The sequence below is a fragment of the Pseudomonas sp. P129 genome (assembly GCF_020312195.1).
Lineage (GTDB): Bacteria > Pseudomonadota > Gammaproteobacteria > Pseudomonadales > Pseudomonadaceae > Aquipseudomonas > Aquipseudomonas fragariae.
Window position 1 is genome coordinate 383,731 of sequence record NZ_JAGPYS010000001.1, and the last position, 26,306, is coordinate 410,036.

The 26,306-nt window shown below is 56.9% G+C and carries 15 protein-coding genes and 3 pseudogenes; 11 read left to right on the plus strand and 7 right to left on the minus strand.

Annotation, left to right across the window (positions count from 1 at the left end; all coding sequences use genetic code 11):
* The first annotated feature begins 3 nt into the window (after positions 1-3).
* The gene (locus KBY02_RS01725; protein ID WP_024643147.1) at positions 4-459 is read left to right on the plus strand and encodes a GNAT family N-acetyltransferase; all 456 of its coding nucleotides are present in this window, start codon (positions 4-6) and stop codon (positions 457-459) included.
* A gap of 13 nt (positions 460-472) precedes the next feature.
* Here the strand turns inward: KBY02_RS01725 and KBY02_RS01730 are convergent, their stop codons facing one another.
* The 5 genes and pseudogenes from KBY02_RS01730 to KBY02_RS01745 all read right to left on the minus strand — a co-directional run bounded on the left by KBY02_RS01730 (position 473) and on the right by KBY02_RS01745 (position 5,055).
* Positions 473-973: a GAF domain-containing protein gene (locus KBY02_RS01730; RefSeq protein WP_004411778.1), complete on the minus strand. Its 501-nt coding sequence runs from the start codon at positions 971-973 to the stop codon at positions 473-475.
* A 409-nt stretch (positions 974-1,382) separates the two neighbouring features.
* Positions 1,383-2,264, minus strand: a complete 882-nt coding sequence (locus KBY02_RS26330; RefSeq protein WP_370661150.1) for a methyl-accepting chemotaxis protein — start codon at positions 2,262-2,264, stop codon at positions 1,383-1,385.
* A pseudogene (locus KBY02_RS26335) lies at positions 2,241-3,008 on the minus strand (MCP four helix bundle domain-containing protein); the annotation flags it as partial. The pseudogene KBY02_RS26335 and the gene KBY02_RS26330, both read right to left, overlap by 24 nt.
* A 263-nt stretch (positions 3,009-3,271) precedes the next feature.
* Positions 3,272-4,195 carry a proline iminopeptidase-family hydrolase gene (locus tag KBY02_RS01740; RefSeq protein WP_024652652.1) on the minus strand — a complete coding sequence of 308 codons (924 nt, stop codon included), beginning with the start codon at positions 4,193-4,195 and terminating at the stop codon, positions 3,272-3,274.
* 95 nt (positions 4,196-4,290) lie between these two features.
* Complete coding sequence (locus tag KBY02_RS01745) at positions 4,291-5,055, minus strand: LuxR family transcriptional regulator (protein WP_003400082.1); 765 nt, start codon at positions 5,053-5,055, stop codon at positions 4,291-4,293.
* A 338-nt stretch (positions 5,056-5,393) separates the two neighbouring features.
* Between KBY02_RS01745 and KBY02_RS01750 the strand changes: the two genes are divergently transcribed.
* From KBY02_RS01750 to KBY02_RS26345, 8 genes and pseudogenes are all read left to right on the plus strand, one after another.
* Entirely contained in the window at positions 5,394-6,341 is a 948-nt protein-coding gene (locus KBY02_RS01750; RefSeq protein WP_003400085.1) for an ABC transporter permease, read from the plus strand.
* On the plus strand, positions 6,338-7,201 hold the full coding sequence (locus tag KBY02_RS01755) for an ABC transporter permease (protein WP_024640294.1): 864 nt from the start codon (positions 6,338-6,340) through the stop codon (positions 7,199-7,201). Before KBY02_RS01750 ends, KBY02_RS01755 begins: the two co-directional genes overlap by 4 nt.
* A complete protein-coding gene (locus tag KBY02_RS01760; protein WP_103359941.1) occupies positions 7,198-8,190 on the plus strand; it encodes an ABC transporter ATP-binding protein in 993 nt (330 codons plus the stop codon). Before KBY02_RS01755 ends, KBY02_RS01760 begins: the two co-directional genes overlap by 4 nt.
* Positions 8,187-9,167 carry an ABC transporter ATP-binding protein gene (locus KBY02_RS01765; protein ID WP_116799830.1) on the plus strand — a complete coding sequence of 327 codons (981 nt, stop codon included), beginning with the start codon at positions 8,187-8,189 and terminating at the stop codon, positions 9,165-9,167. Before KBY02_RS01760 ends, KBY02_RS01765 begins: the two co-directional genes overlap by 4 nt.
* Before the next feature lie 50 nt (positions 9,168-9,217).
* Positions 9,218-10,732, plus strand: coding sequence for an ABC transporter substrate-binding protein (locus tag KBY02_RS01770; RefSeq protein WP_225649720.1), 1,515 nt, complete (start codon positions 9,218-9,220; stop codon positions 10,730-10,732).
* 166 nt (positions 10,733-10,898) lie between these two features.
* Positions 10,899-12,077 (plus strand): Na+/H+ antiporter NhaA, encoded by a 1,179-nt coding sequence (nhaA, locus tag KBY02_RS01775; RefSeq protein WP_096127369.1) that lies wholly within the window; start codon positions 10,899-10,901, stop codon positions 12,075-12,077.
* Between the two features lie 553 nt (positions 12,078-12,630).
* Positions 12,631-13,350 (plus strand): annotated as a pseudogene (locus KBY02_RS26340) (PAS domain-containing protein); the annotation flags it as partial.
* Between the two features lie 21 nt (positions 13,351-13,371).
* A pseudogene (locus KBY02_RS26345) lies at positions 13,372-13,638 on the plus strand (methyl-accepting chemotaxis protein); the annotation flags it as partial.
* A gap of 90 nt (positions 13,639-13,728) precedes the next feature.
* Here KBY02_RS26345 and katG read toward each other — a convergent pair.
* Positions 13,729-15,999 carry a catalase/peroxidase HPI gene (katG, locus tag KBY02_RS01790; protein ID WP_024640299.1) on the minus strand — a complete coding sequence of 757 codons (2,271 nt, stop codon included), beginning with the start codon at positions 15,997-15,999 and terminating at the stop codon, positions 13,729-13,731.
* Between the two features lie 391 nt (positions 16,000-16,390).
* Between katG and KBY02_RS01795 the strand changes: the two genes are divergently transcribed.
* The gene (locus KBY02_RS01795) at positions 16,391-16,822 is read left to right on the plus strand and encodes a GNAT family N-acetyltransferase (RefSeq protein ID WP_011268889.1); all 432 of its coding nucleotides are present in this window, start codon (positions 16,391-16,393) and stop codon (positions 16,820-16,822) included.
* Between the two features lie 15 nt (positions 16,823-16,837).
* Here the strand turns inward: KBY02_RS01795 and KBY02_RS01800 are convergent, their stop codons facing one another.
* On the minus strand, positions 16,838-17,923 hold the full coding sequence (locus KBY02_RS01800) for a GGDEF domain-containing protein (protein ID WP_024641936.1): 1,086 nt from the start codon (positions 17,921-17,923) through the stop codon (positions 16,838-16,840).
* Between the two features lie 824 nt (positions 17,924-18,747).
* Here KBY02_RS01800 and KBY02_RS01805 point away from each other — a divergent pair.
* Entirely contained in the window at positions 18,748-26,256 is a 7,509-nt protein-coding gene (locus KBY02_RS01805) for a neuraminidase-like domain-containing protein (protein WP_225649721.1), read from the plus strand.
* The last annotated feature ends 50 nt before the right edge of the window (positions 26,257-26,306 follow it).

Below are 26,306 nucleotides of genomic sequence, written 5' to 3' on the forward strand. Positions count from 1 at the left end.
ACCATGAGCATCGAGGTGCGACCCGCCCGTATAGCCGACGCCGATGCGATCAGCCGAGTAGTACTGGCGGCCTTGCGAATCAGCAATGCCAGGGATTATCCCGCCAGCGTGATCGAGCGCGTGCAATTGAGTTTCAGCCCGGCTGCGATCGAGCAACTCATACAGCAGCGACGGGTATTCGTGGCGTCAGAGGGCAACGTGGTGGTGGGCACTGCCAGCCTGGAGGGGGAGGTGGTGCGCTCGGTGTTCGTCGACCCTGACCGGCATCGGCGGGGTGTCGGGCGTTTGTTGATGGCAGAACTGGAGCGCGTGGCCCGCAAGGCTGGCGCGGTGCGGATGGTTGTACCGTCATCCTTGACTGCGCAGGGGTTCTACTGGGCGCTGGGCTTCAACGTGGTGCGGGAGCATCTGGAGGGAGAGGAGCGTACGTTGATCATGGAGCGGCAACTGTGCGTCTGAGGCATTCCATGCCTTAAGCGGTAACTTCCTGCATTTCCTGCAGTTGATAGTGCGCGTATAGCGTGCTGGCGATCAGCGTGCAGAATACTTTCAGGGTATCGAGAGTATTGGCGTCATCGAGTGGCGCAGGCTTGGTATCCAGGCCGCACAGGGTGCCGAAGAAATCTCCGTTGGGAAAAATGATCGGCAACGAGAAGTAGCTCTGGAAACCGTACATTTTAGTAATGGGATGCTCTGCGTAGACGGGGTCGGTCGCGACTTCGTTGATTACGATAGGCTGGCGGTGCTGACGCAGCTCATTGCAGAACGTGGTCTCCAGCTTGAGCTGATGACCGGCTTCCAGCCCGAACTGGATTTCGTCGTAAACAGCGCATGCGGTCCAGCTGGCCTCGGTTACTTTGGCAATTGCCGCAAATCTTAGCCCGGTCAGCCGGGTTACCAGTCGTAAAAGACTGGAAGTGGCCTCGATTTCACTGATGACTGCCAGCTCTGCTGAAGTCAGGTTGTTGTTCAAAATTTGTCACCCTGGTCATAAAAAGCACTGATGCGGCCTTGGCAGTACGCCGGGCGCTGCCGATCCCGTGCAGGAAGTGATCGTGTCATACCTGATCGTGGCTTACATGAAATATCGTGTTGTTCACCGCCAACTATTGAATGAGTTTTATGCCCATGTCAACGTTGCGGGCTTTTTCAAATAGCCTGTGCTCATAAATAGGCCTTTATGGATCCTATTTCAACTAATGGAGGCAATGCGTCTGAAACGCTGTCAGCAGAGAGGCGCGGCTGACAGGTTTTGAAAGGAGGGCTGTCGGTAGGAGAAGCCATTGCCGGTTTTTTGCCGAAACTGCACTGACTCCATAAAAGAAGGGCAGCAGACGAATCTGCTGCCCTTGTGTCATGGCCGGTTGGCGTGGAGGCCTGGATTACGTCTTGAAGCGCAGAACCAGATCATTCAGGTTGACCGCCAACTGCGAAAGTTCGGTACTGGCGATCAGGGTCTGCCGGGTGCCTTCGCTGCTCTGCACGGCCAGGTCGCGAATGCTGACCAGGCTTCTGTCGACATCGCGCGCTACATGCGCCTGCTGCTCGGACGCCGCCGCGATCTGCAGGTTACGGTTATTGATCTCGAGTACCGAGTCGGTGATCTGGCGCAGCGATTCGCCGGCATCTTCTGCGGTCTTGCGAGTGACGTGAACTTCCTGAGTGCTCTTGTGCATCGACTCGACGGTGGCGGAAGAGCCGGCCTGAATCGCTGAAATCATCTGTTCGACTTCCTGCGTGGACGTCTGTGTACGATGCGCCAGAGCCCGCACCTCATCGGCGACCACAGCAAAGCCGCGACCCTGTTCGCCGGCACGCGCAGCTTCGATGGCAGCATTGAGTGCCAGCAGGTTGGTCTGTTCGGCAATGCCGCGAATCACGCCCAGCACTTTGCTGATGTCCTGAGCCTGGCCGGCCAGCGCAGTAACTTGCGCGGAAGAACCCTCGACCAGGCCTGTCAGGTTTTGCATGGCGGTCAGGGTTTCGTTAACGCGCTGGTTACCCAGATCGGCGGAAAGGCTCGACTGTTGGGCGGCCTGCGAGGTCGACGTAGCATTACGAGCGACCTCTTCTACGGCAGCACTCATTTCGTTTACCGCAGTCGCTGCCTGCTCGATTTCGCTGTTCTGTTGCTGCAGAGTGCGGTCGGCGCTTTCGGTGATCGACGTCATCTCGACGGCGGCAGTGCTCAACTGCGCGGACGCGCCGGAAATTTCGTGAATGGTGGTGCGCAGGTTCCCCGACATGGTGTTCAGGGCCGTCATCAAACGTGATGCTTCATCGCTGCCGCTAACGCTCAATTGCCGGGTCAGGTCACCGGCGGCGATGTCTTCCGCCAGTTTCAGCGAGGCGCTGATCGGGTCGACAATGCTGCGTGTCAGGGCAATCGCGAGTACCACGGTAAGCAGGAACGCTGCGATCAGCACAATCATCAACACGTTGACGCTGTGGTCGTAGACTGCAGTGGCATCTTTCCCGGAGACGACCGCTTCTTCAGCATTGTGCCCGCGTAGCGCAGTGAGTTTTTCCTGATAGGCAGCGGCCTTTAGGGCCTGTTCTCCGTTGGCAAGGGAGACCGCTCTTTCGTGATCAGCGCTGTCCAGTGCGACGACCTGTTTCAAGCCGTCAATGTAAACGCCCATCTTGTTATTGGCTTCTTCGAATTGCGCCCGGTCGGCTTCTCCCGACAGCAGGTGCTTCTGATAGAAGTCGCTGTTGGCACGTAGCGCCTCGATCGCTTCCCGTACCTTGGCTTCTGCGGTGGCGTGTACGCTCGGATCGTTGCTGGCAAGCATGCGGATGCTTTCCAGACGGGCGTGAAGCAGGGCGATCTGAATGTCGTCGACGACCTGAACGCTGGGCAGTGAGTTTTCTTCTATGTTCTGCTCGGCTACGCGCAGGTGGCCGATCTGTACGTAGGAGAAGGCACCCAGACCGATCAACAGCAAGGTAATGATGCCAAAACACAGGGAGGCCCTGCGTGAAATGCTTAACGATCTGAGGTTCATGGTTGCCTCCAGCGGCAAAACAGACGAAGGCCAATACTTTCCTTCCAGTAACTGGTTTTCTGCTGGAAACGAGAGAGCTTTAATGAATAGCGATGAAAGTTATTTCATGAAGTATTCACGTGTCGTTAGGCGACGTTAAGCAACGGTGTACGTCGAAAAGTTCCAGTCGTACGATCAATAAAGTTAACTTTCGCTATTAGCGTTACTAAAGTATTAACTCTAATGACGTGGCTTCCCGGGGCGGATCAAATGAGGGCTGAGGGTTAAGCCGCAAACTCGTTACCCGTAACGACCAGCTTGTCCAGAAAACCTGCGATGCATCCCATACAGGCCATTCGCTCCTCTACATGGGGCATATGACTGGACTCTTCGAAGACAGACCAACTGATGTCGGGGACGTTATCCACATAGGGCTTCACGACCAGCGGTGTGGCTTCGTCGTACTTCCCGGAAATCAGTAAGGCAGGAACATTGATGAGCTCCAGGCGATCAACGATGGTCCAGTCCTTCATCGTGCCGATGACGTGAAACTCGGTAGGACCATTCATGGCGTGGTACACGGTCGGATCGGCGTCAATCGCGTCGAAGGTACGTTTTACCTCTTCCGGCCACGGTGTGATGCGGCAGACATGACGGTCATAGAATGCTCGCGAGGCTTTCAGGTATTCCGGGTCTTTCAATGTTCCCGCCTCTTCGTGCTTGAGCAACGCAGCCTGCACGTCGGCTGGCAGATCCTCGCGCAGCCGGTTGGCCTCGTTTACCCAAGTGAGCATGTCTGCGGGGGAGTTGGCGATGATCAGCGCCTTCAACCCTGCAGGCTGGCGCACGGCATGCTCTGCCGCCAGCATGCCGCCCCACGACTGGCCCAGCAATGCGTAGTTGTTTTTGATACTCAGGTGCGCAAGCAGATTGTCGAGTTCGCTCAGGAACAGATCGACCGTCCAGAAATCGCGACCCTTATGGGGCAGTCGAGTCGACTTTCCGTTACCCAACTGGTCGTAATGGATAACGGCCCGGCCAGTGCTGGCGATGTCCTTGAACGCATCGACGTAATCGTGCGTACAACCGGGGCCGCCGTGCAGAATAACCAGTGGTGTGCCGGGACCATGCAGGTCGCCTGTGATGCGATACCACGTCTGATAGTCGCCAAAGGGCGCAAAACCTTCCTTGATCGTCATATCTGCCATGTCGCCGGTCCCTGCTGGATAGTTTGGGGGCACCATAGCGCGGCGTCTTGCGCCTCATAACTATAGAAAATGATAGGTTTTGGCCGATAATCCGGTCAGTGGTCGAGTAAACGGTAGTGAACGGCACGCACCACCGCCTGCACACGGTTTTTTGCCCCCAGCTTCTGCATGGCCGAATTCAGGTGCAAGGTCACCGTAGCGACAGAGCGGTTGAGCTGATCGGCAATCTCCCTGGCCGTCAGGCCCTCGGCAGACCAGCTCAGGCATTCGCGCTCACGCGGGGTCAGCCTGATCGCATTGCATGAGCGTATTTTCTGGTCGAACAGCGGGTAGGCGACCTCCTGAAAGGCGTGAGCGAGCAGGCCAAACTCCGCCAGGCTCTGGCGGGCGTCCTCGAGGGCGACATCGCTGCCGTCCGTACACAGCCCGGTCAGCGTGGCGAAACCGCCCTTGGGCATGTGGATCGGCACCGTTACGCCACAGGTCATGTGTGAGTCATGCAGATAGCGCACCACCGGCTTGTGCATGTCGGTGATGAAGGTTTTCAGCACCGTCTCGGCCCTGGGCTGGTATGACCATACGAACGGCGAGACGCTGGCGACGGCCAGGTGTTGCACCGGATCGATCTGGTAATAGCCCTGACTGCACCAAAGCGCGTGCCAGTCCGCAGGTGTATTGCGCAATGAAAGCAGCGACGGGGTGATCAGTGCTCCATCATGGGACACTGGCACCGGGCTGTAGTCGTAGATCACGGCATCGAATCCGAGATCCGATGCCAGCAGCAGCGCGCAATCCATTTGCTGATCCAGCGTGGATGCAGACTGCAGCCGCGAATTGAAATCCGACAACCTGATATGCATGGCATGACCTCCTTTGTCATTGAGCCGATGTAGGGCTCTAATATAGCAATTAGCAAGGACGGTGCCACGCGTGCGTCCAGTCGGCTGCCAGTCCTGTAAAACCTATAAGAATTGCTAGCTGTCTGCGCTCGCCTTGCAGGATAGGGTTGATGCCATGAGCGTCGTCCGCAGAGGTGCAATGCAATGGGCTATGAACACAGGCCGGATGAGCTGAAAACAATCGAAGTCGACGGATGGTCAATGTTCGACTACAACTCTGCTCTGCCCTTTTACGTAGAGGGGGCGGCGGCGTACTTTCCGGTCCTGCTGAATTTTCTGTCACAGCATCGGGGCGTCTGATGAATCTGGGTCGTTATCGTTTCATTCTCCAGCGTCCGCTGCAGCTGCTGCCGGTGCTGTTCGGCATCAGCCTGGTCACCTTCATTCTGGTGCGTTCGATCCCCGGCGATCCGGCGCGCATCCTGCTGGGTTCGCGTTCCACACCACAGGCCCTGGCCAACATCCGCGCCCAGTATGGTCTGGATGAGCCTCTGTGGACACAGTACGTGTATTTCATGAAAAACCTGGTGCAGGGCGATATGGGCAAATCGCTGCTGTACAAGATAGACGTACTCAAGCTGATCAGCACACGGATCGAGCCCACCGTATTTCTGGTGTCGGGCAGCGTTCTGCTGGCGCTGCTGATTGCCGTGCCCTTGGCCACGCTCGCTGCGCGTAACAAAGGCAGTTGGAGCGACAACCTGATCCGCGTTTTTACCACCACAGGGCTGGGCATGCCGGCGTTCTGGCTGGGCATCATGCTGATCCTGCTGTTCAGTGTGCAGCTTGGCTGGTTTCCGGTGTCGGGCTACGGCAGCGACTGGCTGGACAAGGCCCATCACCTGGTGCTGCCCTGTCTGACCATCGCGCTGGCTCTGTCCGCGGTGCTGATTCGCAACCTGCGCGCGAGCATGCTCGTGGAGCTGCAAGCCGATCATGTGACGGCAGCCCGGGCGCGTGGCCTCAGTGAAGGGGCGCTGTTTCGGCGCCACGTGTTGCCCAATTCGCTGGTGCCTTCGATCAACCTGCTGGCGGTGAACATCGGCTGGCTGATCAGCGGCACCGTGGTGATCGAAAGCCTGTTTGCGATTCCCGGCATCGGTCAGTTGCTGGTGCGCGGCATCTTCAGCCGCGATTACATGGTGGTGCAGGGGGTGGCTATGGTGCTGGCCTGTGCCACGGTGATGGTGAACTTCCTCGCCGATGTGGCCACGGTAGCCATCGACCCGCGGGTAAATATCAAATGACCGTGGCCCATGCCGATCTTCGTCCGCACTGGCGTTCCCGGCTGCGTGTGCGTTTGCGCAACGGCCGGCTGGCGATGCTGCTGGGCGGTTCGTTACTGGGGGGCTGGCTGATACTGGCGCTGTTTGCACCATGGCTGGCACCTTACGACCCCATCTACCAGAACACCGAGCTGCGCATGCTTGCCCCGCACCTCGCGCATCCGTTCGGCACCGACAATTTTGGTCGCGACATTCTGTCCAGGGTGATCTGGGCGGCACGCGTCGACCTGCAGATCTGCGTGATCGGGGTGATCTTCCCGTTCATGATCGGGACCTTCGTCGGCGCCTTGTCGGGCTACATCGGCGGACGTTTCGACAACCTGTGCATGCGCGTGATCGACATCGTGCTGGCATTCCCGTTTCTGGTGCTGATGCTGGCGATCATCGCGATTCTCGGGCCAGGCCTGGGCAGCTTCTACATTGCCATGGCACTGGTGGGCTGGGTGTCTTATGCGCGGCTGATCCGCTCACAGGTCCTGGTGCTCAAGGAAAGCGATTTCGCCCTGGCGGCCAAGAGCCTGGGCTTTGGTCACCTGCGTATCCTGTTCCGCCATCTGCTGCCCAACGCGATGTTCGGCTCGATTGTGTTTTCTATGTCTGACGCGGTTCTGGTGCTGCTCAGTGGCGCATCGGTCAGCTACCTGGGCCTGGGTGTGCAACCACCGATGGCGGAGTGGGGGACCATGGTCGCCGAAGGGCAGGCGTTCCTCACTTCTGCGTGGTGGATCTGCACCTTTCCGGGCCTGGCCATCGTGACCTTGGCCATGGGCTTCAGCCTGTTGGCGGACGGCGTCGCCGAAACCCTGGGAGAACGGCAATGAGTACGCCCGTGCTGCAGGTCAGCGAGATGAGCGTGGTGGCAAGCCATCGCGGCCGCGAAGTGACGCTGGTCGACCGGTTGTCGTTCGACCTGCACCAGGGCGAGATCCTTGGGCTGGTCGGTGAAAGCGGCTCTGGCAAGACCATGGCCTGCCGGGCGCTGATGCAATTGATGCCGTCGCCGGATCTGCACGTGCGTGGCGGCTCGGTACGGCTCAATGATGTCGACCTGTTGAAGCTGGATGCCGCTGGAATGCGTGCCATGCGCGGGCGGCGGATCGGCATGATTTTCCAGAACCCCGCCAGCCATCTGGACCCGCTGATGCGTATCGGCGAGCAGATCGCCGAAGGTGTTCGTCTGCATCAGGGCGCATCGAAGCGTGAAGCCCGGGCGCAGGCGATCGATCTTTTGCGCCAGGTCGGTATTCCCGATCCGGCGTCCCGTGTGGATAACTTCCCCCATGAGTTTTCCGGTGGCATGCGCCAGCGCGCGATGATTGCCGTGGCGCTGGGCTGTGGGCCGCAGGTCCTGATCGCCGACGAGCCGACCACCGCACTGGATGTGACGGTGCAGGCGCAAATCCTGCGTCTGTTGCTGGACCTGCGCGATCGTCACGGGCTGTCGTTGATCATGATCACCCACGATCTCGGCGTGGTGGCGCAAACCTGCGACTCGATTGCGGTGATGTACGCCGGTCGCCTGTGTGAGCACGGCAGCAAGCGCGATGTGCTCGCCCGCGCACGTCATCCTTACACCCACGGCCTGATCGAATGCCAGCCCGCCAGCAGCGCGGGCAGCGAACTGCTACGGACCATTCCCGGCCAGCCGCCCTTGCTCGACGCACTGCCCGGCGGCTGCCGTTTCCATGCCCGCTGCAGTCATGCAGGAGCAGACTGTCCTGACAGGCTACCGCTGATGCGGCCGATGGGCGTTGCCCATGCGGCGGCCTGTCACTACCCGTTGGTGCAATCCCGGGAGGCCGTCTCATGAGCGGCCCAATACTGCTGAACGTCAATGATCTGGTGGTGCGCTTCCCGGCACCCGGCTCGGGTTTCATGGGCCTCAACAAGCGTTGGGTGCATGCCGTCAACGGTGTGTCACTGAGCATTTGCGCGGGTGAAACGCTGGGGCTGGTCGGCGAGTCCGGCAGCGGCAAGAGCACGCTGGGGCGAGCCATTCTGCGCCTGAATGACATTACCTCCGGGCAGATCGTCTTCGATGACGTCGACATGGCCCAGGGCAGCGGTATCAATCTGCAACGCCTGCGCAGCGAAACCGCGATGGTCTTTCAGGACCCGTCCTCTTCGCTCAATCCGCGCATGACCATCGGTGCGACGCTGGCCGAGGTGCTTGCCGTGCAGCGCAAGGTCGCCACTTCCGACATTCCGGCGCGGGTCATCGAACTGCTCGACATGGTCGGTCTGCGGCCCGAATTTGCCGAACGCAAGCCGGGTGCCTTGAGCGGCGGACAATGTCAGCGTGTCGGTATCGCTCGCGCGCTGGCCATCGAGCCACGGCTGATCATTGCCGACGAATGCGTGGCGGCGCTGGACGTTTCGATTCAGGGGCAGATCATCAACCTGCTGCTGGAGCTGCGCCAGCGCATGAACCTGGCGATTCTGTTCATCGCCCATGACCTGGCCATCGTGCGTCGCCTGTGTGATCGGGTGGCGGTGATGTACCTGGGCAGAATCGTTGAAGAAGGCCCGGTCGAGGATGTCTTTGTTTCGCCGCGCCACCCCTATACCGCGGCGCTGATTCAGGCGATTCCGGAAATCGATCCGGATCGTCCTTTGCTCGGCGAGCCATTGCAGGGTGAGCCGCCAAGCCCCCTGGATTTGCCCGACGGCTGCGCGTTTCATCCGCGTTGCCGGTTTGCCAGGCCGACCTGCTTCAGCGTCGCGCCACCGACCCGGCATGTCGGCCAGCAGCGCTACGACTGCGTGCTGGAAGCCCCGGTTTTTTGATCTCAACCTGTAACGACATCTGTCCCGACATCGACAAGGAGTTCATGCGTATGAAAGCTCGACCAATGAAAATGCTGACCGTCGCCATGCTGGCGGCCTGTTCCCTGGCGGCGGGCGTGGCCGAAGCTGCGGGCGTGCTGACCATCGGCCGTCGTGAGGATGGCACCACGTTCGACCCGATCAAAAGTGCGCAGAACATCGACAACTGGGTGTTTTCCAACGTTTACGACGTGCTGATCCGCGTAGATGACAAAGGCACCAAGCTGGTACCGGGGCTGGCGGAAAGCTGGTCGATCTCGCCTGACGGGCTGACCTACACGCTCAAGATGCGTCCGGCCAAATTCTCCGATGGCTCGGACCTGACGGCCAGTGACGCGGTGTTCAGCCTGCTGCGAATCCGCGACGACAAGGGGTCGCTGTGGAGCGATTCCTACAAGATTATCGATAAGGCCGTCGCGACAGATCCCCATACGCTGGTGATCACGCTGAAGAATCCTTCGGCCTCGTTCCTCTCGCAACTGGCCCTGCCCAACGTGTCGATTCTCTCCGAGAAAGCCATGAAGAGCATGGGCGAGGAAGCGTATGCCGAGCAGCCTGTCAGCTCCGGCGCATTTACCGTGAAGGAGTGGCGGCGCGGTGACCGGGTGATTCTGGCGAAGAACCCCAATTTCTGGGAAGCGCCGAGCGTGAGCCTGGACGGGGTCGAGTGGATCTCGGTGCCGGACGATAACACCCGCACGCTCATGGTCCAGAAGGGCGAGCTCGATGCTGCGATATGGATACCGTTCTCGCGCATCGCAAATCTGCAGAAGGACCCCGATCTGGTGGTCCATCTCGACCCCTCTACCCGTGAAGATCATCTGCTGATCAACCACGAACACGGCGCATTGGCCAAGCCGGAAGTGCGCCAGGCGCTGGACATGGCCATCGACAAGAAATCGCTGGTCGATGCCGCCACCTTCGGGCTGGGCACCGTGGCCAATTCCTACATTCCTAAAGGCGCGCTGTACCACTACGCCGACAACCTGCAACGTCCTTATGACCCGGTGAAGGCCAGACAGATGCTGGCGGACGCCGGTGCGTCTGACCTGAAACTCAATTACGTGGTCAACGCGGGCAACGAGGTCGACGAGCAAATCGCGGTCATGCTGCAACAGCAACTGGCCAAGGTCGGCGTGACCACAACGCTGCAGAAAGTCGACCCGAGCCAGAGCTGGGACATGTTGATTGCCGGTGACTACGACATCTCCGTGATGTACTGGACCAACGACATCCTCGACCCGGACCAGAAGACCACCTTCGTGCTCGGCCACGACACCAACAATAACTACATGACCCGTTACAAGAACGACAAGGTCAAGGAGCTGGTCGCTGCCGCACGGGTCGAGATGGACCCGAAAAAGCGTGAGCAGATGTACATCGACCTGCAGAAAATGGCCAAGGCGGACGTCAACTGGATCGACCTCTACTACAGTCCCTACATCAGCGTGTCGCGCAAGAACATCGAGCACTTCGGCCAGAACCCGCTGGGCCGCTTTACGCTCGAAGAAACGGTCAAGAACTGAGATGAGCAGGGCGCCTGTCTGAACGGCAGGCGCTATTCAGCAACGCTTTCCGATGCCTATTCGGCCGGGAAACGTTAATTTGTATCCTCAGGTTTACCAGGCCTTTGACAGGTTCTGCCGGTGGTAAAATTGCGGCCTTTTTGCGCTGTACCCCCGCGGAGCTGTCATGCACAAACCCACCCCTCGTACCGAATCTCCGAATGCACTAGCGTTCATCACGCGTTTCTTCGCTGCTGAATCCGCTGGCGGGCTGGTGTTGATGGCAGCCGCGCTGGCGGCCCTGATCGTTGCCAACTCACCGCTGGCCGACAGCTACTTCGCCGCGCTGCACGCAGTGTTCGCCGGTTTGTCGGTTTCGCACTGGATCAACGACGGTCTGATGGCGATCTTCTTCATGCTCGTCGGCCTGGAGATCAAGCGCGAGGTGCTCGCCGGTCAGCTTGCCTCCTGGAGCCAGAGAGCCTTGCCGGGCTTTGCGGCGCTTGGCGGCATGCTGGTTCCGGCGCTGATCTACGTGGCCTTCAACTGGGGGCGGCCAGACACCATCGGCGGCTGGGCCATTCCGGCAGCGACCGATATCGCGTTCGCCCTGGGTGTGCTGTCACTGCTGGGCAAGCGCGTGCCGCTGTCGCTGAAGATCTTCCTGTCGGCACTGGCGATTCTCGATGATCTCGGCGCGGTGCTGATCATCGCGCTGTTCTACACCAGCGATCTTTCCATTCCCATGCTGCTCGCAGCGCTGGGCTCCATCGCCGTGCTCGTCGCGCTGAATCGTCTGGGCGTTAAAAAACTGCTGCCTTACCTCATCGTCGGCGCGCTGCTGTGGTTCTTCATGCTCCAGTCCGGTATCCACGCCACCCTCGCGGGCGTCGCGCTGGCGCTGTGCATCCCGCTGGGCAAACCCGATGAGGAGGCTCGCTCGCCGCTGCTGCACCTGGAAGAAAAGCTGCACCCGTGGGTGGCGTTTGCCGTCGTACCGATCTTCGGTTTTGCCAACGCTGGCGTGTCACTGTCAGGCATTACCGCCGACACGCTCGTGGACCCGGTCCCGCTCGGCGTTGCGCTAGGACTGCTGGTCGGCAAACAGGTCGGCATATTCGCCATGGCCGCGCTGGCGATTCGCGCTGGCCTGGCGCGCTTGCCGGATGGCAGCAACTGGGGCCAGCTTTATGGCGTCGCAGCCTTGTGTGGTATCGGCTTCACCATGAGCCTGTTCATTGGCGCACTGGCCTTCCCGGGCGCGCCGGAACTGGTCGATGAGGTGAAGGTGGGCGTGCTGATCGGTTCGGTGTTGTCGGCTGTGCTGGGTGTGGTGGTGTTGCGCAGGTTTGCGCAGCGGGGCTGAAGTTGCAGTAGTCCTTGGCACGATAGTTACAAGATTATCGTTCCTCACGCTCCAGCGTGGGAATGCCGTTCTGGACGCTCCGCGTCCGGGTAGCGGAGTCGTTGGCAGGGGCGCAAACCGATCAGCAGGCCGTGAAGTTGATTCTGGATCGGATGTCCATGATCTGATCGCAATCCGACATACAGAAACCTCACGGCATGTCGATAAAGAAGTGACATGCCAGGGACTCGGCAAATCCGACTTTATTTTGAGAGCCCACAGCATGCTTCACCTGTTCAGCCCCCGTCGCGACAAAAAGGCCCTTCAGCAACTTATTTCCTCGCTCAAGGGCGGCACTGAGCCCGCGGTAGGGGGATGTGCTGAAAAAAGTGCGGTACTGGAATGCTGGAGCTCGCTGAGCACCCAGCGTCGCCTCGACGAGCAACGTATTGCCGCGCTTGAGCAAGAACTGGAAACCGCCCGCCATCTGTTGGGCGAAGCCTCTGCCTCGGCTGCCGCTTATGAAACCCGCTTTGATCTGGTCAACCGTGCGTCAAGTGAAGGCCTCTGGGACATGGAGGTGGTCGCGGGCGATCCGGTCAACCCGAACAATCGATTCTGGTGGTCGCAGCAACTACGCAAGCTTCTCGGTTTCAATGACGAGCGGGACTTCCCCAACGTACTGGCGAGCTGGGCAGGCCGGCTTCATCCTCAAGATAAACAAGCCTCGCTGGACGCATTTGCCAAACACCTGAATGACCGTTCCGGCAACACGCCGTATCGGATCAAGAATCGTCTGGCGATGAAGGACGGCACCTACCGCTGGTTCTATGCCCAGGGCGAAACATTAAGGGATGCGCGCGGAACGCCGCTGCGGGTCGCCGGTTCTCTTCGGGATATTCACGATGAGCTTGAGCGTGATCTTGAACACGATGTGATCATTACTCGCTTCGAACTCGCTCGGGAGATGCTCTCCGACGGTCTTTGGGACATGGAAGTCATTGCCGGTGACCCGGTCAATGCGCGCAATCCTTTCTGGTGGTCCCCCCAGTTCAGGCGCCTGCTGGGTTTTGAAACGGTCGAAGAGTTTCCTGACGTACTGGATAGCTGGGCGTCACGGCTGCACCCTGAAGACAAGGAGCGCAGTCTGACGGCATTCGGTGCGCACTTGAATGACCGGACTGGCAAGACGCCGTTCGATATCGAGTACCGCCTGAAGATGAAAACCGGCGAGTACCGCTGGTTCCGTGCGCGCGGCCAGACTCGGCGCAATCCCGAAGGTGTTCCGCTGAGGGTGGTCGGTGCGTTGGTGGATGTGCATTTGAAACATGAGCAGGACGCTCTTCGCGATACCGAAGCACAGCATCAGAAAAACCTGGAAGAGAACATCGCTCAACTGACCCAGATAGTTGGCACTATCCAGAGCATTGCCAGCCAGACCAACCTTCTGGCGCTCAATGCGGCAATCGAGGCTGCGCGCGCCGGTGAGGCAGGGCGGGGCTTTGCGGTTGTGGCGGATGAAGTCCGCAAGCTGGCGACCAGAACGACCGAAGCGACGGAGCAGGCGGCAAGCATGATGAGCCGCTGATAAAACCAGCGTTCGCTGGTTGATAGCGGCAAAAAAAACGCCTCCGCAAGGGAGGCGTTTTTTCAACTCAGCACATCAGATACATCAGGCCAGGTCGAAGCGGTCCAGGTTCATCACCTTGGTCCAGACTGCCACGAAGTCGTTGACGAACTTCTCGTGTGCATCCGAGCTGCCATACACTTCGGAAATCGCACGCAGTTGAGCATGCGAGCCGAAGACCAGATCGACACGGGTGCCGGTCCATTTCACTGCGCCAGTCTTGCGGTCACGGGCTTCGAACGTATCGGTGCCACCCGCAGTCGCTTTCCACTCCACGCCCATGTCCAGCAGGTTCTTGAAGAAGTCGTTGGTCAGGGTGCCCGGCTGATCAGTGAAGACGCCATGCTTGCTCTGTCCGACGTTGATGTTCAAGACCCGCAGGCCGCCCAGCAGCACAGTCATCTCCGGTGCCGTCAGGGTCAGCAGTTGCGCCTTGTCGACCAGCAACGATTCTGCCGAGACCTTGTAATGCCCCTTCTGGTAATTGCGGAAACCATCAGCGATCGGCTCGAGGAAGCTGAACGACTCAACATCGGTCTGCTCCTGAGACGCATCGGCACGGCCCGGTGCGAACGGAACGGTGACGTGCTGGCCTGCATTTTTTGCAGCCTGCTCGACACCTGCGTTACCGGCCAGGACGATCAGGTCGGCGATTGAAACCTTCTTGCCGCCCGACTGAGCTGCGTTGAATTCGCTCTGAATACCTTCAAGGGTCTTCAGCACGCCTGCCAGTTGCTCAGGCTGGTTGACTGCCCAATCCTTCTGCGGAGCCAGACGCAGACGGCCGCCGTTGGCACCACCGCGCTTGTCCGAGCCACGGAAGGTAGAAGCTGCCGCCCAGGCCGTCGACACCAGCTGCGAGACCGAAAGGCCCGAAGCGAGAATCTTGGCCTTGAGTGTGGCCACATCCTGATCATCCACCAACGCATGATCAACGCTTGGAATCGGGTCTTGCCACAGCAGCTCTTCGGCCGGTGTTTCCGGGCCGAGGTAGCGGGCAAGCGGGCCCATGTCACGGTGAGTCAGCTTGAACCAGGCGCGGGCGAACGCGTCGGCCAGTTGCTCAGGGTTGTTCAGGAAGCGACGGGAGATCTGCTCGTAAGCCGGATCGAAGCGCAGTGCCAGGTCAGAGGTCAGCATGCTTGGTGCATGACGCTTGGATGGATCGTGGGCATCCGGAATCTTGCCGGCGCCTGCGCCGTTCTTCGGCGTCCATTGATGCGCGCCTGCCGGGCTCTTGGTCAGTTCCCATTCGAAGCCAAAGAGGTTTTCGAGGTACTCGTTGCTCCATTTGGTTGGCGTCGAAGTCCAGGTCACTTCCAGGCCGCTGGTAATGGTGTCGCCACCCTTGCCGCTGCCGAATTTGTTTCTCCAGCCAAGACCCTGTTCTTCCAGGCCGGCTGCTTCAGGCTCCGGACCAACGTTGTCGGCAGGGCCGGCACCGTGGGTCTTGCCGAAGGCGTGGCCACCGGCGATCAGCGCCACGGTCTCTTCGTCATTCATCGCCATGCGACCGAAGGTTTCACGGATATCCCTTGCCGAAGCAACCGGGTCCGGCACACCTTCAGGGCCTTCAGGGTTCACGTAGATCAAGCCCATCTGCACGGCGGCAAGCGGGTTTTCCAGATTGCGTTCGCCACTGGCGGTACGGCTTTCTTCGTTGGCGTGATTTTCCGGCTCGGCCACCAGCGTGCCGTCGCCCGGTTGCTGCATTTTCTTCTGCGCGCCGTAGCGTTCTTCACCACCCAGCCAGGTGGTCTCGGAACCCCAGTACACGTCCTCTTCCGGTTCCCAGACATCCGCGCGACCACCGGAGAAACCGAAGGTCTTGAAGCCCATGGACTCCAGCGCGACGTTACCGGTCAGCACGATCAGGTCAGCCCAGGAGATCTTGCGGCCGTACTTCTGCTTGACCGGCCAGATGAGGCGGCGAGCCTTGTCCAGGCTGACGTTGTCGGGCCAACTGTTGAGCGGCGCAAAACGTTGCTGACCGGCACCTGCACCGCCACGACCATCGCCTGTCCGGTAAGTACCGGCGCTGTGCCAGGCCATACGGATGAACAGCGGGCCATAGTGGCCGAAGTCTGCCGGCCACCAGTCCTGGGACTGGGTCATGACGTTACGCAGGTCCTGTTTGACCGCTTCGATGTCAAGGCTCTTGAACTCCTTGGCATAGTCGAAATTCTCGCCCATCGGGTCGGAGAGCGTGGAATGCTGATGCAGAATTTTCAGGTTCAGCTGCTTGGGCCACCAGTCACGGTTGGTGGTGCCGCCGCCGGCAGCGTGGTTGAAGGGGCATTTCGATTCAGTTGACATGCTTGATACACCTTTTTGTCATTTGCATCCGGCCATCCAGTCCACTCGTGGGACCTCAGACAATGATGACGGAACTCAACAGCACTGGGTTCATGCCGGCCGCTCGGTGAACGATCAGGCCAGCTCTACAGATACGCGGCACAGCGATCGTCAGATTGCTGCGAGCCGAGCCCACAACGTGCATAGCAGACTTGAGCTCATTGTTATCTCCTTATCAGGGTGAAACCGCACGACTTTCGCCGATGCTTATGCAGATTAGCCTTCTTCACGAAGATTTCTAATAGAAAGAACATTACGGGGCGATAGGCAGACTCTGGCAGCGCTGTCATCAAGGCATCAAGCGGCTCTGCTAATCTGCTCAGCCCATGAGACCGCAGGCCTGGCTTAGCCCATGATCACGATTCGCAGCATGACCCTGGACGACTACGATGCGGTCATCGAACTGATGCGCAGCACGCCAGGCATCTCCCTGCGCGACGCCGATTCGCGCGAAGCGACCGCTCGCTACCTTGAACGCAACCCCGGCATGAGCTTCGTCGCCGAGGCGGACGGCACCTTGTGCGGCTGCGTGATGTGCGGGCATGACGGGAGACGCGGTTATCTGCAGCATCTGATCGTGCTGCCCGAGTATCGCCGGCGGGGGATTGCCCATGAGCTGGTCGAACGCTGTCTCGAGTGTCTGGAGGCGCTGGGTATTTACAAGTGTCACCTGGACGTCATGAAGAGTAATGAAGCGGCCGGACGTTATTGGCAGGGGCAGGGATGGACATTGCGGGAGGATATCGATCGGTATTCGAAGGTGCGGCGGGGCGGGAATGTTTGAAGGGGAAGACGGGTGCTAGGCATGCGTAGGCTTTTCAACTGATTGCGTCGCTTGATTGTGCTTTGTCGTGCTGACAGCGTTCGATGAAACTATCCTGCCTTCAAAGGCGATACATGTTCTGCCACTGCGCTTGGCGTAATACAGGTTTTCATCGGCCTCTTTCAACAGGTCATTGATCGTTTCAACCCGCGACAAGCTCGCCACACCGGCACTGAATGAATAGGGGACTTGAGCCGCTTCATCATGTTGCGCGAGCATCAATAACCCTTCCAGTGCATGTATAGCGTCTGTGGCGTTCGCCGCCGATAAGATCACGCCAAACTCTTCCCCACCCAAACGACCGAAGCTGATGAGCCCCTTTGTGCTTTTCAGCAGTGTTGCAAAACTGATAAGAACATTGTCACCCACGTCGTGACCATGGGTGTCGTTGATACTTTTAAAGTGATCCAGATCAAGCATGGCAAACCACAACGACGATTTATCAGCAGATGCCAGCGCGGTATTCAGACCGGCAACCAGTGCACGACGGTTGGGGGCGTGCGTCAGGGTGTCGGTTTCGGACAGTTCCTGATAACGGTCCCTGGCTGCCATGGTCTGCATGATAAGGCTCAGGAAGGTTGCATTCAGGCAGCCGCCCAGTAACGTCGAGCTGATCAGGAACACATAAAACAGAGGTACATGGTCGACGCCGACGGCCGTCAGGTCCGTTTGCCACATGATCAACCAGATCAGCGCAGCCGCGGCGATGTAATCAATAAACTTGACGAAGAATACGCTCATTCCCGTGATGAGCAGGGAGGTGACCACCAGCCCCCACATCGACGCTTCCTCGCCCATGCGGTCGATCTGTTCATTGAACAGAAAGGTCAGTGATGCCATGTAAATGATGCCGAACAGGCGCCACGCCAGCATGCTCCTGCTATTAGACGTGACAATGATCGACAGCGCCGCCCCCGCCAGCGCGCAGCAGATGAATATATCCAGTGATCGATCAATGGACGGATTCAGACACCAGCTGATAACCCAACTGAAAAGACCGATCAATTGAGACAGCTTCAAGGGTACGAAAATAGAGTTTTTCAGGTTTCTTCTTTGCGGCACGTGCAGTTTTCCATACTGATGCCAGCCGAACCGTTATCGACGGCACACGCCTTGGTCGAACAGGGTGATGATATATGGCCACTATACGTGATTGTCAGATGAGCGGGATGGCCGCTGGTCTTGCGGTGGTGCGCGCAGGCCTTGTTGAATGAGGGGCAGGGCAGGGCAGGGCAGGGCAGGGCAGCGGCCGGTCTGGTCTACAGTTGCTTGCGCAGCCAGACGTAGCCCGATGGTCAGATGTAGGCCGCATGGGCGCTTCCGCCCTGGCCCATGAATGCGGGCAATACGAAGATTGCCTATCTCCCTGCTCTTGAGGTGGGTCAGCCCTGTTGCCATTGGAATTCCATCGACGCGGGCCAGGTAAATAATCTTTTTCCACCCAGGATCTGTATTTGTCCGAGGTTGACAGTGTTACGAAATGCTCAGCCAATCCGATAAGTTTTGCAACGCAAAGGGACAGGAGACGTTGAATAAAATCCCACGCAGACGTGAGACGCTTGAAACCTTAAACGTAAAGTGAGTTATTTAGAAAACAGCATTCTGGAAAAAGCGCAACGTCATCAGCTATATCGATCTATAAACCTGCTCGCCTAAAGCATTCTCGCCTAAAAGACGAGCGTCCGGTTTCAACCGGTCATCATGAATTTAATTTGTTCGCGTTGCTAAAGATTAGTTCATGGCTACGCTCAATTATCATGAATAACACTTGAGCGCCAGGCCCCTCACTCTGAGAGGTGGCAATGTATTTTCGACTGTAATTGTGACAGTGCTTTCATAGCCCCAAACACAGCCATGTGTGCGAATTTAATTATAAGGATATTTCCATGGGTCTTAATAGATTGTCCAGAATAAAACGCTTGTCAGCGCGTGCGGGGCTGGATTCATTGGCTGCACAGGCGTTGATATCCCCCGCAGCCTTTCGTAACAAACTATCGACGAGTGGTTTATCATTCTGTGAGGTCGATGAGCTGTATGAATCAGCCCGTGACGAGCGAGAGGCGGCGCTAATTTACGAGAAATGCTTGCTGGCTCGCTCCTCTCCATTGCTGAAAAACGCAGTGCGTTTGGGCATCAACCCTCCGGACGCATCGCTACGTGATTATGAAGAGCAGTTTGGTCATCGCGCCAGTAGCTATACCTTGCCAGGCTCTGTGTCATCGATGTTCTCCCCGGCGGCCTACCTTTCGGCTCTCTACCGGAATGCTCGCGGCCTGTACCCGGAAGAGTCGCCTTATCACATTGACAAGCGCCGGCCCGACCTGAAGGGGTTATCACTCAGTCAAAGCAATATGAACAAGGAGGTTTCTGCGCTCTCGCTCTCGAACGAGGTGCTGATGACCCTGGCTGGAGAGTCGCTGAAGCTGGAAGTAACGGCAGAGGGTCAGGGGTCGGTATTGGAATGGCTGTCTACGTATCGACTCAGTGGCTCGACACCGTATCATCACCCCCATGCTCGTTTGCGTCAGAGTCAGATACAGAAGGATCCCAAGTTTAAACAGTTGGCGGCTAACCCACGAGTAACGGGTTTGTTTTCCGGGGCCACCATGGCGGGAATGGCGTTTGATATTTCCCCTGAGGTGTACGCCATATTGACGGAGGAAGTAACGGCGGGAAGCGCTGATGAGTTATACGCCAGAAACTTCGGCGCTATTGATCCGGAGACGTTGATCACGCCACAGAGTCTGCGTCGTTATTACGGACTTAGTGATGAGGAAGTGGCGCTATTTTCAACAGATTATGCCAGTGGGGAGGAGGGGGCTGAAGAATACATCAACAATTTATTGGTGACCAGGATAGGGGATAAGATTTATCGTCTACAAAGCGGACATCCTACGAATACGTTAAACTACGCTTGGTTACTGCCTCAGACGGACGGAACGTGGTTGTTGAGATTTAGCTTTAGTGATGCTCAGCCTGGTTATGATATTTTTCAGGTGAGGGTTGATACTGCAGACGCTATCATATATGAAGAAAACCAGGAGTGGGGGGATTTTGTTCCTGGGCAATCGTATACGGTAAGCATTGAGGCTTCGGATCTTCTGCAGGGTGAATTTACAATGTCCCTGCGACGTTATCATTATAACGGCTCCTATGTGGGTGGGGTCGTAAGTTATAATGTAAATATTATTGATTCGTTCCAGTTTTACGTGCTTAAATTGAATAAGGCCATACGCCTGTGGCGTGCCACGGGTCTGCATCCTAAAAGCTTGGAAGTCATTGTCAATAGCGTTAATCCTGTTAATATCACCGATGAGACTTTGCAGTTACTGTTTCAGGTTCAGCGATGCGTACAGCGCTATGGCGTTGAGCCTGAAGAAGCCTTGGTTCTCTGCGGAGGACTACTGTCCAACAACAGTTATGACGATAATCAAAGTCTGTTTGATCAGGTATTTAATAGCCCGCCGCTAAATGGCGAGACGTTCGCACCCTCAACGACCTCAATAAACCTGCTGCCGACGAACGCTACCGACAACACTGTTGAAAAAGCTATTTTGAAGCGCGCGCTTAACGTTGACGACGTGGGGCTGTTTGCCTTGCTCAGGATTTTTGACAACGCCGCCTCTTCAGGCGTATTGACTCTTAATCTTAAAAATTTGTCAGCGATGTATGCCCTGAGCCGCTGGGCCCAACTCCACGCGTTAAGTGTGACGGAGTTAGAACAATTATTGAAGGCTGCTGGCTTGCCTAGGCTAACCTCTGAGCTGGAAAGTACTCAGCTATGGTCAGGCTGGTTGCAAAAGGTCGACAGCCTGACGCAATGGCTGAACTCGCGAAAACTGTCCGTGGCCGACCTTGATTTGTTAACACGCCCGACATTTACGCAGGCGGCTACCACCGAAATTTCGGCGCTGTTGGACGAGCTTAAGGGTGTGATAAGTGCTCATCCTGACGCCGATACCTTGGAAAAGCGTATCGCCCTTCTAGCACCCGTTTTGGTTTCGTCTTTAGCGCTACCGTCCGCCCCAGTGGCTGAATCGGTTCTTGCTTGGGCCAATGGCCTCCAGCCAGCTGAGTGGACCGTGGATCAATTCTGGGACGGGGCGGAGACCGACGATGATAGCGTCGTTGCGTTTTGCTACGGTCTAGCGCAGTTGGCATTGATTTATCACGCCACAGGTATCAATCCTCAAGCCTTTTCATTGTTTGTAGCCACTCCTGCCCGGCTCTTGGGGCCTGCACCAGAAGTTGCGGTGTTGCCGCGTTCTTTGGCAACGGTACAAGCGCTTTGCAACTTCAGTGCCTGGCTAAAAAGCCTGGGTGATGGAGCGTCTGCCGTGCTGGCAGCCTTTGTGGCCGACACCCTCACTCCGGCTGATCTTGCAAGGGCGCTGAATGATGATGCGACAAGGTTCGAGCAGGCTACCAGGCAAGCCTATGCTAATACTCAAGCAGCTTCAGAAACGAAACTCAGTGCCTGGTCGGAGATCGACGTCGTGCTGCAGTGGGCGGCGTTGAGCACCACCTTTGGTGTGACACCCGTGAATATCGGGCAGCTTCTTGCGCTGAACTATACCGCAGGTAACCAGCCGCCATGGGACGACTGGGTGCGCGTTGCGGATGCGTTCACGGCAGGGCTGACACCCTACGAGACCAAAGGCATGGAGGCCGCTTTGGCCTCCGGACTGAGCGCCGCCCTGTGTGGCTATCTGCTCAAGTCCGGGATGACTGCCCAGTTGGCAAATAATTCGCGTGAAGGGCTCTATCAATATCTACTGTTAGACAACCTCAACGGGCCACAGGTAATGACCTCTCGCGTGGCTGAAGCCATCGTGAGCGTACAGACATTTATACAGCGGACCTTAAGTGCCGCCGAGTCACAAGGTACCGTAGATAAGGCGGCAGTCACGGGGCAATTCTTTACCGACTGGGAACGGTATAACCAGCGCTACAGCACCTGGGCTGGCGCGGCGAAGTTGGTCTACTACCCGGAAAACTATGTCGATCCCACGGTGCGTCTGGGCCAGAGCGGCATGATGAATACGATGCTGCAAACGTTGGGGCAGGCGCAACTCAATACCGATACGGTAGGGGACGCCTTTAACACCTACCTCAACAGTTTTGAGGAAGTGGCCAACCTCAGGGTGATCAGTGGCTATCACGATAACCTTGACGTTCATGAAGGGAAGACCTACTTCATCGGTACGAACCAGAGCGAAGTGCGTGAATTCTACTGGCGCAGCGCGGACGAAGGCCGGCGCAGTGAGGACGGGCAATTAGCGGCGAACGCCTGGACCGACTGGCGCAAGATTGAGTGTGCCGCACAGCCGTGGGGGGATTGCATCCGGCCGGTGATTTACAAATCGCGCCTTTATCTCTGCTGGTTAGAGCGAAAAGATGTCACTCCACCTAAGGCGGACGGCTCGCCGGGCGATCCAAAGATGTTTGATTACGCCATCAATATTTCCTACCTACGTTACGACGGTAACTGGACGTCACCGAAAATCATTGATGTGACCGAGGAGGAAAATGGCTTTGCGGCTGGCGGTAAGCCACCAGGGATTTATTGCACGAGTTTTGACGCAGAAACAACCATGGCAGTGCTGCTCTATAGAAAAGCAGATAGTTATGCGGATCAACTGCCAGTTCAAGCGGATATGCGTTTAGTCTACATTTATGAAGACATGGCATCGGATCAAAGACAAAGCTCTGCTGAAACTTTTCTTTCGTCTATGAAGTATGAGCTTGATCCCACTGAAGGCAACGTTGTCAATAATAAATATACTCACGGGTTGAGTTTGGGGGGCGAGTCAGTTCATGGATTATATGAACGGAATTATGATATCTCAGTCAGTTATGGAAGTTATACGCTCGATGTCAATGGATCTGAGGCTGTCGCGAAAATTTCCATACGTAAGCGGATTACGCTGGTGCCGAGAATTCCCAACCCGTTAAGGCTGCTGTATGAATACTATAGTTCGTTCGCTGAAACACCCTTTCTTCGCGCCCTGAGCTCTGACGACGGCAAGATATGGTTCGTCAGGCAGGGAGGGAAGATATATTTAGCGCTGAGTACTATTTTAACATGGGGAGTTCCTCTTTCTGTCTGGGTGTACTACGGTGATGCACATGCCAGGTTGTTAGTGCGTGAAGATGCTGTGAGTGCTGTGACGTTTGTGCTTGCGGTTTACAATGATCCGTATCCTGATTCGATGCTTTGTCCGAGTCCCGCAGGATTTACTGTAATGATACAACTTGTTACGGGTAGTTATCAATTTGATACGCCGCCTCAGTGGATGGCGAATCCTTTTTACCCTTTTTCTTTCGATCTTCTTCAGTTAAATGTTTTTGATGTCAACGGACCTCAGGCTTTTTTGGCCGGAGATTATGTAAGTGCTCTTCCTCCCTTTGATATAAGTGGAATGGTTTTTGACTTTGATGTTAGCAATGTGTCGATTAGTAAAGAATGGGGTGTCCTTCCCTCTTATGATGTGGCGTTCAGCTTCAGCATTGGCGGGGTTGACAGTGATGATCGTATACAGTGGATTGTTCCCGTTACTCGAAATGCATCTGATTCAAAAAACATCATCAAAATAAAAAACACCCCTGAAAAAGCTCAGTATATGGAGTTCGACGCCTGTCGCACGCGCCTCAATACACTGTTTGCACGCCAATTAGTGGAAAGGGCTGCTGCAGGCATCGACACGATTCTTAGCTACGAGACGCAAGAGATTCAGGAGCCTCAATTGGGGGCAGGTTTCTTCACCACGCTCACACTCCCGATCCATAAGCCCGGTGTACACGGCGATGAGCCTTGGGTAAAAATTTACTACAACTATTTTCTTGCTGTTAATGATAGCTATTTGGCGTGGTCCGGTAGTCTTAGTGCTACGAGTACAACAGTGGTGAATCTATTTATACCCTATCCCGATGGCGGTTGGTTCACAACGAACGAGGTTCATCTGCGTTTACAATACAAAGAGGCTGACTACAATGGTCTAAATTCCCAGAGTGTTTGGTTGCTCTATGCGCCTGATACTGGAGTGGCTACTGTCAGCAGGCCTGGAACCAATTCTCTCTCAGAAGACATTGTCAAAAGTGTTACTGTTAAATCGCGTAGCACCGTGCCAATGGACTTCTCAGGCGCCAATGCCCTGTATTTCTGGGAGCTGTTCTACTACACCCCAATGATGGCGGCGCAACGCTTCCTTCAAGAACAACAGTTCACATTGGCGGACCCATGGCTACGTTATGTATGGAGCCCATCAGGTTATGTTGTTCGCGGTCAGCATGTCGACCGTAACTGGAACGTGCGCCCACTTCAAGAGGACACCAGTTGGAACGACGCCCCACTCAAAGCTGTAGATCCTGACGCAGTGGCGCAAAACGACCCTATGCACTACAAGGTCGCTACCTTCATGCGGGCGTTGGACTTGCTTATTGCGCGAGGCGACGCTGCCTACCGTAAGCTTGAGCGAGATACCCTCGCCGAGGCGAAAGTCTGGTACAGCCAGGCTCTGAACCTGCTGGGGGAACAGCCTTACATCCGCGCCAATGCGCTATGGGCTGAGCCATCGTTGGGCGAGGCATCCTCTGAGGCGTTGGCTGAGCAACACTTGACCGTATTGAGCTTGCTGCGTGACGGGCGAGTCGAAACCCTTAAGTCGATGGCATCGACAAAAACGGCAGCGGCGAGTGCCTTGTTCCTGCCGGAAATCAACGAGGTCATGCAGGGCTACTGGCTAACGTTGCGCCAACGGATGTACAACTTGCGGCATAACCTGACGCTGGACGGCCAGCCGCTGCTGTTGCCGCTATTCGCCAAGCCGGCGGATCCAAAGGCCCTGCTCAACGCTGCCGTGGCGGCGGAGAGTAGTGGCGGGTCAGATCTCCCCGTGACATCTCTCCCTCTGTGGCGCTTCGAGCCGATGCTCGACAGTGCTCGCGGTTTGGTGTTCCAGCTCATACAGTTCGGTAATGCTGTTCTGGGTGTGCTTGAACGTCAGGATGCAGAGTCGCTGAACGCCTTGTTGCAAAATCAAGGCACTGAGCTGATGGCTAGCACTATCCAGGTACAAGAAGGCACGCTCAGAGAGCTGGAGGCTGAAAAAAAGGTCCTTTCTCGTTCCAAAGACAGTGCACAGCGACGATTTGACAGTTACTCCCGCTTATATGATGAAGACATCAATTCCCGCGAACGCCTGTCTATAAGTTCACTAGAAAGCGCCAAATCGCTTGGTGCTGGAGCTAAGGCGGCGTATATAGCCGCTGCGGCTTTGGATCTTGCCCCCAACATCTTTGGGCTGGCCAATGGTGGTATGAAGTTTGGTGCTGTCGGCACCATGGCGGGGCTTGGTATCTCTATAAGTGCTGAAAATCTAATGATGGATAGCTCGCGCATTTCCCAGGAAGAAATCTACCGTCGCCGGCGCCAGGAGTGGGAGATCCAGCGCAACAATGCAGAGGGCGAGATCCAGCAGATAGAGGCCCAGCTAGCATCGCTCGAGGTGCGCCGCGAGTCTACTGAACTGCAGAAAGCGCACCTGGAGATGCAACAAGGACAAGCACAGGCGCAGTTAGACTTCCTGCAGACCAAGTTTAGTAATGGCGCTCTTTACAGCTGGCTGCGTGGTCGTTTGGCAACCATTTACTTCCAGTTTTACGACCTGGCGGTGTCGCGCTGCCTGATGGCCGAAAAGGCGTGGCACTGGGAGAGTGGCAAGAGCGATACCTACATTCGCGGTGGTGGATGGCAGGGTACCTGGGCCGGACTTACCTGCGGGGAAGGGCTCATGCTCAATCTGGCGCAATTGGAAACTGCCCGGATGAAGTGGTCTAAACGCGCCCTTGAAATCACACGGACAGTTTCGCTGGCTGATTTTTACCGCAGCACATTGGCAGAAACCGATCAATTTGAACTGTCAGCAGCGGTGTCGGCGTTGCTGAACGGGGATACGCCCCCAGAGGGCAGCGCCGAGCGTGTCAGGCTGGACGAAAGCGGCGCGTTAACGGCTTCAATTACACTGGCAGATCTGAATATAGTTGATGACTACCCCGGCGGGCTGGGAGATCAGCGCCGAATCAAACAGGTCAGCGTATCACTGCCCGCCTTGTTGGGGCCTTACCAGGATATTCAGGCGGTACTCAATTACACCGGCGGGGGGAACGTTTTACCGCCGGGTTGCGACAACATGGCAATTTCGCGAGGAGTGAATGACAGCGGTCAGTTTCAACCCGACTTTAATGACCCACGTTGGTTACCGTTTGAAGGGGCAGATATCAGGGAGGGCAGCATGATAATCAGCTTCCCGCAGGCCGAAACGAAACAGAAGGCGCTGCTGGAAAGCCTGAACGATATCATTTTGCACATCAACTACACGATCCGCTCTTTATAGTCTCCCTGGCTGGACCCGTCTGCAAAGGGGCGGGTCCTTTGGGGAGTCGT